The sequence below is a fragment of the Streptomyces sp. NPDC031121 genome (genome assembly GCF_055570615.1).
Genome location: NZ_JBVIGV010000015.1, coordinates 39,011 through 51,235, shown reverse-complemented (window position 1 = coordinate 51,235; position 12,225 = coordinate 39,011). Strand labels below are relative to the sequence as shown.

Genomic DNA, 12,225 nt, shown 5'->3' with positions numbered 1-12,225 from the left:
CACCAGCCTGCCGAGGGAGAACGACATGGCCACCGACGTGGTGGACGAGGCGGCGGTCGACCGGGGCATCGCCCGGACCAGCGTGGTCATCGCCCTGCGCGACGACCTGCGGATCGCCGACTGCATCGCCTCGATCGACGAGGACGTCGAGATCGTCCTGGCGCTCAACGGACCCAGCGACGCGGTCCTGAAGCTGATCGCCGACCACCCCCGCCCGCTGACCGTCACCGAGATCGAGGACGTCGGCAACCTGGGCGCCGCCTACAACGCGGGGGCCGCGGCCACGGACCGCCAGTACCTGCTGCTGATGGACTCCGACTGCACCTTCGCCCCCGGCGTGGTCCGCTCCATGGTCCGCGCGGTGCTGACCGCCCCCGTGGTCAAGGGCCAGGTGGTGTACGGGGAGTCGGACGGGCTGCTCAGCCGGCTGACCGCGCGGGTGCGGGAGTTCGACGAGGGCGACTACGTCAGTGCGCTGTCCCCGCCGCTGATCTACAACCGCGCCATCGTCGACCACATCGGCGGCTACCACTTCGACGAGCTGATCCACTGGTGCGAGGACCGGGAGTTCGACTTCCGGCTCCAGCTGGCGGGCATTCCCGTGGTGTACCTGCCGGAGGCCCGGATCTTCCACGACGCCCAGCACGGCTTCGCCAACATGCGCAGCTACTTCCGCTACGGCGTCGGCGAGGGCATCGCGCAGGAGACCGGCGTCTTCACCACTCCGGCGGTGCCGGTGGTGTGGCGGCTGTTCGAGGCGTCCCGGACGCTCGTGCACTGCGCCCGCGACAAGGGCCCGGGCGCGGCGGCGTACTACGCGCTGCTGAAGGCGGCCTTCCACGTGGGCACCGCACACCACCTCCTCAACGACCCCTACCGGGTGCGCGACCGCTACCCCGCCTCCGCCAAGCGGGCGCGGATGGTCCGCTCGATCCCGCAGCACAGCACCAAGCTGACCGGTGCCCAGCTGCGCCGCCTGCGGCGGGCGCACTGGGAGGCGGGCCGGCGGATCGAGAAGGTGGCCGACCTGTCGGTCTTCCACGCGGACGCCGCCGGCCCGGCCGGCCCGTCAGCCGCCGGACAGGCGCGGCAGCAGCAGGCGTGAGGGGTGGTCGCCGCCGTGGTGGACGGTGTGGTGGGCTGGGACCGGCGGGTGGACGTCGAAGCGCGGCGTGTTGCTCGCCGCGATCTCCAGGCGGATCCGGTGGCCCGCGCGGAACACGTGGCCGACCGCGCCCAGCGCGACGGTGACCTCGACCGGTTCGCCGGGGCCGGACGCGGTGTCCGCCCCCGGCGCCAGGCGGCGCACGCCGTCGCACAGCAGCTCGGCCCGGCCGTCGGGGTACACGTCGACGAGCTTGCCGGCCACGTCGGCGCCCGCGGCGTCCGGGGTGACGTACACCTTCAGGACGGTGTCGCCGACGACGGTCAGCGGCTCGGTGAGCTCCTCTCCGGTGAAGCACAGCACGTCGGCGCGCCGTTCGACCTCGCGCTGGTCCAGCGGGCCGCAGTCGCCGCCGGTGTACTGGCCGGGCTGGGCGGTGGCACCGCCCGTGGTGGGCACCGGGTCGGCCGGGTCGTGGCGGAGCGGGTCGGAGCCGGCCGCCAAGGGGGCGCCGCAGTCCGTCAGGCGGGGGCCGTCCAGGTGCAGGACGAGGTCCCGGGTGCCGGGGACGGGCCAGTCGGGGAACGTGCGCCAGGCGTCGGCGCCGGTGACGAACAGCCGCACCGGCTCCGGCGCCGCCGCGCCGGCCCGCCCGCGCAGATGCCGGTCGAAATGCTCCAGGTGCATTCCGGTGACATCGATGCTGCGTTCGTCGGCGGCGAGCCCGTAACGGCGCTGCGGGAATATCCCGTCGGTGATGCAGTGGGACCACGGACCGACCACCAGCCGCGAGGAATTCCCGCAGTCCCGGATTCCCCGGTAATTCTCCAGGGCGCCGCCGAGGAATATGTCGTACCAGCCGGTGACGTGGAGCACCGGGACGTCGATCGCCGGGTACGACTCGCGCGGGGCGGCGCGCCGCCAGTACGGGTGGCCGCCCGGGTGCTCGCGCCACTGCCGGTAGTACGGGGCCAGCCGGTCCAGGAGGTCCGAGGCGGCGTCCGGGTCCCGGTAGAGCCCGTCGATCCCGTCGATCGCCCGGACCACCTCCTCCCACTCGGCCCGCTCCAGCCCGGCGCCCTCCAGCAGCAGGTCGTAGAGCACCCAGTACAGGACGAAGCCCAGCTGGAAGGCGCCGCCCTGGCGGGTCCAGCCCTCGTCGAAGCCCGATCCGGCCACGTGGGTGGCGACCGCGCCGAGGCCCGGCGGGCGTTCGGCGGCCGCCAGGAGGGCGGCCATCCCCTCGTAGGAGCGGCCGAACATCCCCGCGGAGCCGTCGCACCACGGCTGGCGCACCGCCCATGCGACGGTGTCGGCGCCGTCCGCCGCCTCGTTCCAGTACGGCTCGAAGGCGCCGCCGGAGCCGAACCGTCCGCGGACGTCCTGCACCAGCAGGGCGTAGCCGGCGCGGACCAGCCGCAGCCCGTCGACGGAGGCGCCGCCCGGGCTGCCCGATTTCCCGTACGGCGTCCGGCGCACCAGCACCGGTACCGGATCGGCGGTGTCGGGGCGGTAGAGGTCGGCACCCAATAAGGTGCCGTCGCGCAGGGGTATTTCCAGATCGTGTTCCACAACAATTCGCACCCGCCCATATTCCATCAGGACGAGGACATTCACAATGCACCCGCCCGGCATTTTCGGAATCCATTTCCTGGAGCCGTTCTTCGAGACGGCCCGTACCGATCCGGCGCGGCCGGCCGTCGTCGACAACGGGCTCGTCGTCGGCTATGGCACCCTCGCCGCCTGGGTGCTGGAGGTGGCCGGCTCCGTCGCGCCCCGCACGGACGGGCCCCAGCCGCCGGTCGGGGTGGTCGTGCACCACTCGGTCCGCGACGTGGCCGCCCTCCTGGGCGTCCTCGCGGCGGGCCGCGCGTACGTGCCGCTGGAGGCCGCGCATCCCGCGGCCCGGCTGGAGACGGTCCTGGCCCGGCTCGGTGTCGAGGAGGCCGTCGCGACCGCCGACACCGGCTGGCAGCCGCCGGCCGCGCGCGTGGTCCGCCCGCGCTGGGCGCCCGCCGCATCCGCGCCTGCCGATGCCGCCGTCCTCCCCGACAGCGGTGTCCGGCCCGAGGACCCGGCGTACGTCCTGTTCACCTCGGGCTCCACCGGGGAGCCGAAGGGCGTCGTGGTCCCGCACCGGGCCCTGACGGCCGTGGTGCCGCCGCTGCGGACCCTGTACGGCATCGGGCCGGACGCGACCGTCCTGCACTTCCACGGCGCGGGCGGGGACACGAGCCTGGAGGAGATCCTGCCGACCCTGACCGGGGGTGCCACCCTGGTCGTCGACGACGCGGCGCGCGAGGGCTTCGCCCGGGTCGCCGAGGAGCAGGAGGTCACGGTCGCGGTGCTGCCGACCGGCTTCTGGCACAGCCTGACCGGCGACCTGCTGCACCAGGGCGCCGCCCTGCCGCCGTCCCTGCGCACGGTGGTCATCGGCGGCGAGGCGGTGCGCGCCGACATGCTGGAGCGCTGGCACCGGCTCGGCGCCGACGGGGTGCGGCTGCTCAACACCTACGGATCCACGGAGACGGCCCTGGTCACCCACGCGGTGCAGCTCGCCGGACCGGGCGCGCCCGAACTGCCGAGCACGGGCGGCGACCTGCCCATCGGGCTGCCGCTGCCGCACGTCGGCCAGCACGTCGATGACAGCGGCGAGCTGCACGTGTCCGGGCCCGGTCTGGCCCTCGGGTACCACGCCGCCGCGGAGGCCACGGCGGCCCGGTTCCGCGAGGAGGGCGGCATCCGCTGGTACCGGACCGGGGACCTGGTCACGGTGGCGCCCTCGGGGGCGCTGGTCTTCCGCGGCCGCTCCGACCACCAGGTCAAGATCCGCGGCCACCGGGTGGACCTCGTCGAGGTGGAGGGCCTCGTCGGCAGCTGCGCGGGCGTGCTGGAGGCGGCCGCCGTACGGGTGGACCGCGGCGAGCACAGCACACTGGCGGCCTTCTTCGTCCCGCTGCCCGACCGCGATCCCGCCGAGGTGGCGGCCGGGGTCCGCGCCCGGCTGGAGGAGTCGGCGGCCCCGCACCTGGTGCCCAGCCTGCTGGTACCGGTCGCGGAACTGGAGCGCACCCACACCGGCAAGGTCGACCGGTCTGCCACACGGGACCGGTACCTGGCCGCGACGGGGGCGGGCCGATGAGCGCGCCGGCGGGGCGGACCGCGGGAGCCGGTGGCACCGCGGCGGACCGGCGCGGACCGGGTGAGGCGGCCGCGGCCGACCCGGCAGGGGCGGCAGCCGCGGCGGCTTCGGCGGACCCGGCGGGCCTCGCCGCGTACGCCTCGCGACGGCTGGGCGTGGTCCTGGATCCGGCGACCGCCCGCACCGACGAGTCCGGCTGGGACTTCCGGGTCGTGCACGTCCGGGGGACGGACGGCACCTGGTGGATCCTGCGCCGGCCGCGCCGCCCCGAGGCCTCGGCCCGACTGGCCTTCGAGGGCGCCGTACTCGCCGCCGTACGCGACCGGATCCCCGTCCCCGTGCCCTACTGGCGGCTGCACACACCTGAGTTGGTGGCCTATCCGCGCCTGCCGGGCGCCCCGGCCGGCACGGAGGATCCCGAAACCCTGGTCTACGGCTGGTCCGTGGACCCGCTGGCCCACCCCGCGCACTACCTGGAGCCCCTCGCCCGGGCCCTGGTCGCGGTGCACGGCACCCCGCTGGAGGACTCCCCCGTCCTCGCGGCCCGCGCCCAGGCCCACCCCGGCTCCGTACGCGCGCGCATCGCGGACCGGCTCGCCCGCGCCCGCACCGAACTGCCGCTGCCGGAGGCCCGGTTGCGCCGCTGGCAGGCCTGGCTGGACGACGAGCGGCTGTGGCCGGACCGGCTGGCGCTCGTCCACGGCGACGTACACCCCGGGCACACCCTGGTCGTGCGCCCCCCGTCGGGCCCGCCGGCCCTCTCCGGCCTGCTGGACTGGGCCAACGCCGATGTCGGCGACCCCGCGGCCGACTTCGTGGACATGCTGTACGCCGGGGGCACCGCCGTCCTCGACCGCCTCCTGGCGGCCTACGGGGCGGCGGGCGGCGAGGTGCGGCCCGGCCTGCGGGAGCACATCCTGGCGCGGGCCTCCTTCCTGTGGGTCCACGTGGCGCTGCGCGGCCTGGACACCGGCCGCCCGGCGTGGACCGAGACGGCGCTGCGCAGGATGGCGCCGTGAGGGCCGCGCCGGAGCACCGCGACGACCGCGGGCGCGTGGAGCCGCAGGAGCCGGGGACGCGCCGCGGCCTCCCCGGGCGCACGGCGGGGCACACCCCCGCGGGGACGGCGTACGCGCTCCACCAGCCGGTACACGCCGCGCCGGGGGAGGCAGCGCCGGTGGTCCTGGTCGCGGGCGGGGGCGGCTCCGGGGGGATCTGGGAGCACCACCAGGTGCCCGCGCTGACCTCGGCGGGCCGCCGGGTGGTCACCTTCGACCACGGACCGGCGGCCGGATGCCCGGCGGACCTGGCCGACCGGCTGCGGGAGCTGCTGACGGCGCTGGGCCTGCCGCCCTGCCCGCTGGTGGGCCACTCCCTCGGCGCGCTCGCCGTGCAGGAGCTGCTCCTGACCGATCCGCAGCTCGCGAGCGGGGCCCTGCTCGCGGCGACCCGCGGCCGGCCCGACGCGGTGGGCGAGGCGCTGGCGCGGGCCGAGGCCGCGACCGCCGCGGCCGGGACCCGGCTGCCCGCGGAGTACGAGGCCTTCGTGCGGCTGGTGCAGAACCTCTCCCCCAGGACCCTCGCCGACGAGGCCGCCGCGGCAGAATGGCTCGACTTGTTCGAAGTCGCCGCGCTGACGGGCACGTCGGCCGCCGGCTGCCGCCCGGCCCCGCCGGTTCCCGACCGGCTGGCCGCCTTCGGCCGGATCACGGTGCCCGTCCTGGTCGTGGGCTTCGCCGACGACGTGCTGGCGCCCGCCCCGCTGGGCCGGGAGGTCGCCGCCGCGATCCCCGGCGCCCGCTACGCGCAGCTGCCGGACGCCGGCCACCTCGGGTTCCTGGAACGCCCCGAGGCCTTCAACTCCCTCCTGTTCGACTTCCTCGCCACCGTGGCCCCTGACGACCCCGGAGTGTCCCGTGTCCCTTGAGTCCCCCGTGTCAGCCCCCGCCCTGCCGGAGGTGGCGGTCGTCCACGTCGGCGAGGAGCCGCCGCAGTCGTGGACCGCGGCCGTGTACCTGTGCGGTCCGACCCCCACCGACCCCGCCGAGCCGTCGTGGCGGCCGGACGCCGTCGCCGCCCTGCGCTCCCTGTGGTCCGGCGCCGGGCGCCTGGCGGTGTTCCTGCCCGAGCCGGCGCCCGGCGGCTCCTACCCGGCGTACGCGGACCAGATCGCCTGGGAGGAGGAGGCGATGCGCCGCTCCGACGTCATCCTGTTCTGGATCCCGCGCGACATGGCGCGGCTGCCGGGCCTGGTGTCGAACATCAAGTGGGGCGCGTGGTGCGGCTCGGGCCGCGCCGTGCTCGGGGCGCCGCCGCAGGCCGAGCGCATGGCGTACCTGCTCCACTTCGCCGAGACCCTGGGCGTGCCGGTGGAGCGCACCCTTGCGGGTGCGGCCGGGGCCGCCCTGCGGGCGGTCGGGACGGGGGCCGTACGCGGGGGCGGTGAGCGGGCGGTGCCGCTGCCGGTGTGGCGGACGGAAGAGTTCCGGGCGTGGTACGCGGCCCGCCGGGAGGCCGGTGACCGGCTGCTGGACGCGCGCGTGGAGTGGTACGCGCCGGCATCGGGGCCGGAGGGGGCCGCCGCCTGGCTCCTGACCGCCACGGTCGCGCCGGGCGACGGCCGCAGCCCCGTCGTCAGCCGTCTGCTGGCGGCTCAGGGGCAGGGCATGCTCATGTAGAGCGCGTGCTCGCCCTCGGATTCGGTTCCCTGGTACAGGGCGGTGTCGAGGCCGCAGAAGGCGAAGCCCATCCGGCGGTAGGCGTGGATGGCCGGGGCGTTGACGTTGGTCACTTCCAACCACAGGTGTCCGGCGCCGCGTTCGCGGGCGAAGTCCACCGCGTGCCGCATCAGTGTGCGGCCGATGCCCCGGCCGCGGTGGCCGGGGGCGACCTCGATGTCCTCGATGGTCAGCCGCCGGTTCCACGGGGAGTAGGAGACGGCGGCGAAGCCGGCGAGGCCGCCGCCGGCGCCGACGGCCACGAACGTGCGGCTGTCTCCGTCCTCACCCTCCTCGCCGTCCTCCTCCCCACTGCCGTCGTCCTCGGGGAACACCTTGACCAGCGGCGGGTCCACCGGGACCTCGCGCAGGGCGAACCCGTCGCCGGTCACGGCCACCTCGAAGACGGTGCCGGTAATGAAGGACCCGTCGAGGGCCTCGATGGCCCCGGTGTCCTCGGGGCGTGCGGTGCGGAACTCGTACGTCGTGTCATGGGTCGTGGTCATGGCCCGAGGCTATGACCGGCCTGCCCGGGTGAGGGCGGGTTTCGGCCGAATGGGGCGGCGGTCCGGACCCGAGATCCGGCCCGCCCCGCCCGCACTCCGGTCTGTGTGCTCCGGGGGTCACCGCTCGCCGGCGAGGTCCAGGTCCGCCCTGCGAGCCCCGGTCCCGGTCCCGGCGGCGGCCCCGGCCGCACCGTCGGCGGCCGCCGGCGGGCGTCGCCACGGGCGGGCGATCGGCCGGGACACCGCCCGCCACCACGGGTCGGACGGCAGCTTCCCCGCGGGCTCGAACGGCTCGCCGGGGCGGGGGAACGCCACCGCCTGGCCGGCCTCCTCGGCCTCGTCCTTCGTCCACTCCCCCGGTTCCGCCCATGCGTGCGGGGCCAGGGTGAAGCTGCCCCAGTGGATCGGCAGCAGGACGCCGTGGGGGCGGCCGCCCTGGAGGTCGAGGTGGGCGCGGAGGCCCTCCTGCGGGGTCATGTGGATGTCGGGCCAGTGGTCGGAGTAGGCGCCGATCTGGATCATCGTGGCGTCGAAGGGGCCGTGGGCCGCGCCGATGGCGCGGAAGCCGTCGAAGTAGCCGGTGTCGCCGCTGTGGAAGATCCGGTGCTCGGCGCCGGCGACCACCCAGGACGCCCACAGGGTGTGCTGCCGGTTGCGCAGGCCGCGGCCGCAGAAGTGCCGGGCCGGGGTGGCGGTGAACGTCAGGCCCGCGATGTCGGTGCTCTCGTTCCAGTCGAGCTCGCGCACCCGGTCGGCGGGGACGCCCCAGTGCTCCAGGTGGGCGCCGACGCCGAGCGGGACGGCGAAGACGGTGCCGGTCCCGGCGAGCTGCTTGACGGTGGGCAGGTCGAGGTGGTCGTAGTGGTCGTGGGAGATGACGACGGCGTCGACGGGGCCCAGGGCGGCGAGCGGCGCCGGTACGGGGTGCAGGCGGCGGGGGCCGGCGAAGGGGAAGGGGGAGCACCGCTCGCCCCAGACCGGGTCGAAGAGGACGCGGCGGCCGTCGATCTCGGCGAGGACGCCGGAGTGCCCCATCCAGGTCAGGCGCAGTCCGCCGGCCGGCGGGCGGGCCAGGTCGGCGAGGGTCGTCGGGTGCACCGGGATGGGCGCGGCCGGGCTGCGGCGGGCCCGCTCGTCCTTGCGGAAGTAGACCTTGGCGAGTTCGAGCGGGGAGCCGGAGGGCCGGGTGCGGGCGCCGACCGGGTTCCGGAAGGCGCCGTCCCGGAAGTTCGGCGAGTTCCGGATCCGCTGCAGCCGCGCGCCGGAGGGGTCCGCGCCGAAGGACTCGGGGCGCAGGGCGCGCAGCTGGGCGAGCGGGGGACGGGAGCCGGTCAAGGCGCCTCCTGGGGGTGCGGCATGTGGGCGCGGGGCCGTGCCCGGCACGGCCCCGTACCCTGGCAACGCCCGACGGCCCCGAAGGATTCCTCCGGCCGGCGGCGGGCCTCCCCCGCCCCGCCGCCTCCCGCGCCCGGCCGCCGCTCCCGTACTACAGCGGCAGCAGCTCGGGGCGCTTGGCCTCCACGTTGTCCCCGGAGGACTCGCCGCGCAGGCGGCGGCCGATCCAGGGGACGAGGTGCTCGCGGGCCCACTGGATGTTGTCGCGGGTGGCGTCGACGGAGCTGAGGGGCTGCTGCGGCGGCCACGGCTGGTCGGGGTCGGCCGGCACGTCGAGGCCGAGGACCTGGGCGGCGCGCAGGGCGACCCGGGTGTGGCCCTCGGGCGAGAGGTGCAGCCGGTCGAAGTCCCAGGCGCGGCGGTCCTGGACGGACTTCAGGGACCACAGGTCGAGGACCGGGCAGCCGTACTTGTCCGCGATGGCCCGCACGTGGGCGCTGTAGGTGGCGACCTTGCCGCGCAGGTGCTTGAGGACGGGCACCCCGCGCGTGTCGAAGCCGGTGGTGATCATGACGAGGCCGACGACACCGGTCAGGTCGGCGACGGCCGCCTCGAAGCGCTCGGCGACGGCGTCGGGGTCGCTGCCGGGGCGGATGATGTCGTTCCCGCCGGCGCAGAAGCTGACCATGTCCGGGGCGAGCTCCTTGGCGCGCGGGACCTGTTCGGCCACGATCTGGTCCAGCAGGCGGCCGCGTACCGCCAGGTTCGCGTAGCGGAAGTCGCCTTCGGGCCGCCGGTCGGCCAGGAGGACGGCCAGGCGGTCCGCCCAGCCGAGGAACTTCCCGTCGGGCCCGGGGTCGCCGACCCCTTCGGTGAAGCTGTCCCCGATCGCCGTGTACGAGCCGATGGTCCTGCGTGCGGTCGCTGTCGTCTCTGTCATCGTCGTCACTGCCACGAGACCGTATTTTTCACCCCGGCACGTGACCTACGCCACCGTAGGAAGGGGTTGACGGGCCGTGATCTGTACCACCCGGTCGGTTCGGCGAGTGCGTGCGGGGCCGGGACCCCCCTCGGGTCCCGGCCCCGCACGGGTCCGGCCGCCCCTGTCGGGGCGGGGATCAGATGGTCACGCCCTTGGAGCGGAGGTAGGCGATCGGGTCGATGTCGGAGCCGTAGGACTGGCCGGTGCGGATCTCGAAGTGCAGGTGCGGGCCGGTGGAGTTGCCGGTGGAGCCGGAGAGGCCGATGCTCTGGCCGGCGGTGACGCTCTGGCCGGCGGTCACGGACAGCTGGGAGAGGTGGGCGTACTGGGAGTACTTGCCGTCGGCGTGCCGGATGACGACCTCGTTGCCGTACGCGCCGCTCCAGCCGGCGGAGACGACGGTGCCGGCGCCGACGGCCCGGACCTGGGTGCCGGAGCTCGCGATGAAGTCGACGCCGGTGTGGTAGCCGCTGGACCACATGGCGCCGGCGGTCCGGTACGCGGTGGAGACGCCGCCGCCGACGGGGGCGACGAATCCGGCGGCGGCCGGGGCGGCGGGTGCGGCGGGTGCGGCGGCCTGCGGGGCGGACGCCTTCGGGGCGGCGACCTGCCGCTCGGCCGCGGCCTTGGCGGTCCGCTGGCCGGCGGCCGCTGCCGCCGCCGGGGCGGGGGACTTCTTCTTCGGGGCGGCGGCCGGCTTCCCGGCGGGGGCCGCGGCCTCGGCCGCACCCGGTGCGCCGAGGTGGAGCCGGAGGCCGGGGTGGATCAGGGACGGGTCGGCGCCGACGGCCTCGCGGTTGTCGGCGTAGAGCCGCTGCCAGCCGCCCTCCACGCCGCGGTCCGCGGCGATGGTGGACAGGCAGTCGCCCGGAACGACGGTGTAGACGGCGGGGACGGCGGCCGGGGCCGGCGCGGCGGCGACGGGCTCCGCCTGCACCGCCGAGGGGGTCTGCGGGGCCGCCGCGGGGGCGGCGGGGGCCGCGTGGGCGCCGGCGGCGCCGAGCAGCGGGAGCGCGAGCGCGGCGCCTCCGGTTCCGGCGGCGGCGAAACCCCGGGCCATCGTGCGGGACTTCGGTCGGCGGTGCTTGCCCTTTGCCGGCATGGCGGATTCCTCTCCGGCGCCTGCGAGGTGAGCTGTCGGGTTCGGACCGGGAGCTGTCCGGCCGGCACGGCCCCGCGAGCGGGACGTGCACGGCTTCACCCCGAGCCGTTTCCGGAGCGGAACTCCGGCGACGGCGGCCTACCTGGTTCCCCCGCTCCTGCCGGTCGCGTGAATGGTCGAGTGCGGTTTCCGGGCGGCGGCAGGATTAGGCGGTCCGTCCGGATCGGTCGCGAACGTAATCCAGTCCGACGGGGCGGAACAAGCCGCGAATTTCCTGACGGATTCACAGGAACGCGATTCCGGCGGAATTCCGGTCACCCTGTGTCCATTCGCTTGTGCCAACAGCCCCTCCGGCCGGGGCATTCGCGTTTCCCCCTCGGGCACGCACGGTCACCGTATGATCTGGCTCACGGGGCTGCGCCCGATCTCCCCTCCGACGGCGGCATGTTGGCCCCAAGCAGCTCAATTCGGACATCCGGTGACGATGCGGAGGATCCACGTGACCCAGCAGATACCCTCGCCCCCGCCGGCCGGACCGGCACCCGAGCCGCAACTGGCCGGCGTACGCAACTTCCGCGACGTGGGCGGCCTCCCGGCCCTGGACGGACGGCAGGTCAGGTCGGGACGACTCTTCCGAAGCGGACATCTGGCACATGCCACCGAAAGCGATGCAGAATTCCTCGAATCGCTGGGCCTGCACACCGTCTTCGACTTCCGCAACGCCGTCGACCAGGCCCTGGAGGGGCCCGACATCCCCCTCGCCGGCGTGCGCAACCTCAACATCCCGCTCTCGGACCCGGCAGCCGGCGAGGACTTCTGGAGGATGGTGCGCGACGGCGACACCGAGCAGCTCCGCGGCGTCCTCGGCGGCGGCAGGGCAGCCGCCCGGATGGCGGACTCCTACCGCGTGATGGTCGTGGAGCGCACGGCCGAGCACAGCCGGGTGGTGCACGCGCTGGCCGAGGACAGCGTCCCGGCGCTGATGCACTGCGCCGCCGGCAAGGACCGGGCCGGAGTCGCGATCGCCGTCACGCTCCTCGCGCTCGGCGTGGAGCGGGAGGCGATCCTGGCGGACTACCTGGAGTCGAACGCCCCGCACCGCCGCTACCGGGTGCGCCCCGGCAGCGGCATCCCCGAGGCCCGCTCCCCCGAGGCCGCGGAACTCCTCGCGCCGCTCTTCGACGCCCGCGCCGCCTACCTGGACGCGGCCTTCGACACCATCAACGCGCAGTGGGGCGGCACCGACCGCTACCTGGCCGAGGGCCTGCGCCTCTCCCCCGCCACCCTGGACCGCCTCCGCGGCCGGCTGCTCGTCTGAACGCCCGCGACCGCAGGG

The 12,225-nt window shown here is 75.5% G+C and carries 11 protein-coding genes and 1 riboswitch; of the genes, 6 read left to right on the top strand and 5 right to left on the bottom strand.

What is annotated here, in order from left to right; genetic code table 11:
- Positions 1-25 precede the first annotated feature (25 nt).
- Positions 26-1,105 (top strand): glycosyltransferase family 2 protein, encoded by a 1,080-nt coding sequence (locus ACZ462_RS26170; protein ID WP_467805426.1) that lies wholly within the window; start codon positions 26-28, stop codon positions 1,103-1,105.
- Here ACZ462_RS26170 and ACZ462_RS26165 read toward each other — a convergent pair.
- Complete coding sequence (locus ACZ462_RS26165) at positions 1,070-2,677, bottom strand: CocE/NonD family hydrolase (protein ID WP_467805424.1); 1,608 nt, start codon at positions 2,675-2,677, stop codon at positions 1,070-1,072. The genes ACZ462_RS26170 and ACZ462_RS26165 overlap by 36 nt on opposite strands.
- A 46-nt stretch (positions 2,678-2,723) precedes the next feature.
- On the opposite strand from ACZ462_RS26165, the gene ACZ462_RS26160 reads away from it, so the two are divergent.
- From ACZ462_RS26160 to ACZ462_RS26145, 4 genes are read left to right on the top strand one after another with little or no spacing between them, the layout of a single operon-like run.
- A complete protein-coding gene (locus ACZ462_RS26160) occupies positions 2,724-4,247 on the top strand; it encodes an AMP-binding protein (RefSeq protein ID WP_467805422.1) in 1,524 nt (507 codons plus the stop codon).
- On the top strand, positions 4,244-5,266 hold the full coding sequence (locus ACZ462_RS26155) for a macrolide 2'-phosphotransferase (RefSeq protein ID WP_467805421.1): 1,023 nt from the start codon (positions 4,244-4,246) through the stop codon (positions 5,264-5,266). Before ACZ462_RS26160 ends, ACZ462_RS26155 begins: the two co-directional genes overlap by 4 nt.
- Positions 5,263-6,174, top strand: coding sequence for an alpha/beta fold hydrolase (locus tag ACZ462_RS26150; protein WP_467805420.1), 912 nt, complete (start codon positions 5,263-5,265; stop codon positions 6,172-6,174). The genes ACZ462_RS26155 and ACZ462_RS26150 overlap by 4 nt, the downstream gene beginning before the upstream one ends.
- A gap of 7 nt (positions 6,175-6,181) precedes the next feature.
- On the top strand, positions 6,182-6,925 hold the full coding sequence (locus ACZ462_RS26145; protein ID WP_467805419.1) for a nucleoside 2-deoxyribosyltransferase domain-containing protein: 744 nt from the start codon (positions 6,182-6,184) through the stop codon (positions 6,923-6,925).
- Here ACZ462_RS26145 and ACZ462_RS26140 read toward each other — a convergent pair.
- From ACZ462_RS26140 to ACZ462_RS26125, 4 genes are all read right to left on the bottom strand, one after another.
- Complete coding sequence (locus tag ACZ462_RS26140) at positions 6,901-7,470, bottom strand: GNAT family N-acetyltransferase (RefSeq protein WP_467805418.1); 570 nt, start codon at positions 7,468-7,470, stop codon at positions 6,901-6,903. The two genes, ACZ462_RS26145 and ACZ462_RS26140, sit on opposite strands and share 25 nt — an antisense overlap.
- Before the next feature lie 117 nt (positions 7,471-7,587).
- Positions 7,588-8,805 carry an MBL fold metallo-hydrolase gene (locus ACZ462_RS26135; RefSeq protein ID WP_467805417.1) on the bottom strand — a complete coding sequence of 406 codons (1,218 nt, stop codon included), beginning with the start codon at positions 8,803-8,805 and terminating at the stop codon, positions 7,588-7,590.
- A 151-nt stretch (positions 8,806-8,956) separates the two neighbouring features.
- Positions 8,957-9,745 (bottom strand): SGNH/GDSL hydrolase family protein, encoded by a 789-nt coding sequence (locus tag ACZ462_RS26130; protein ID WP_467805416.1) that lies wholly within the window; start codon positions 9,743-9,745, stop codon positions 8,957-8,959.
- Between the two features lie 178 nt (positions 9,746-9,923).
- Positions 9,924-10,889: a M23 family metallopeptidase gene (locus ACZ462_RS26125; protein ID WP_467805415.1), complete on the bottom strand. Its 966-nt coding sequence runs from the start codon at positions 10,887-10,889 to the stop codon at positions 9,924-9,926.
- Positions 10,890-10,893: 4 nt separating this feature from the next.
- Positions 10,894-11,078: riboswitch (cyclic di-AMP (ydaO/yuaA leader) on the bottom strand.
- Between the two features lie 310 nt (positions 11,079-11,388).
- On the opposite strand from ACZ462_RS26125, the gene ACZ462_RS26120 reads away from it, so the two are divergent.
- Complete coding sequence (locus ACZ462_RS26120) at positions 11,389-12,207, top strand: tyrosine-protein phosphatase (RefSeq protein WP_467805413.1); 819 nt, start codon at positions 11,389-11,391, stop codon at positions 12,205-12,207.
- Positions 12,208-12,225: the final 18 nt, after the last annotated feature.

Bases quoted from the DNA above. Each gene is read 5' to 3' on its own strand.
- ACZ462_RS26130 (WP_467805416.1), bottom strand. From the start codon at position 9,745: ATGACAGAGACGACAGCGACCGCACGCAGGACCATCGGCTCGTACACG.
- ACZ462_RS26125 (WP_467805415.1), bottom strand. From the start codon at position 10,889: ATGCCGGCAAAGGGCAAGCACCGCCGACCGAAGTCCCGCACGATGGCC.
- ACZ462_RS26160 (WP_467805422.1), top strand. From the start codon at position 2,724: ATGCACCCGCCCGGCATTTTCGGAATCCATTTCCTGGAGCCGTTCTTC.
- ACZ462_RS26140 (WP_467805418.1), bottom strand. From the start codon at position 7,470: ATGACCACGACCCATGACACGACGTACGAGTTCCGCACCGCACGCCCC.
- ACZ462_RS26155 (WP_467805421.1), top strand. From the start codon at position 4,244: ATGAGCGCGCCGGCGGGGCGGACCGCGGGAGCCGGTGGCACCGCGGCG.
- ACZ462_RS26170 (WP_467805426.1), top strand. From the start codon at position 26: ATGGCCACCGACGTGGTGGACGAGGCGGCGGTCGACCGGGGCATCGCC.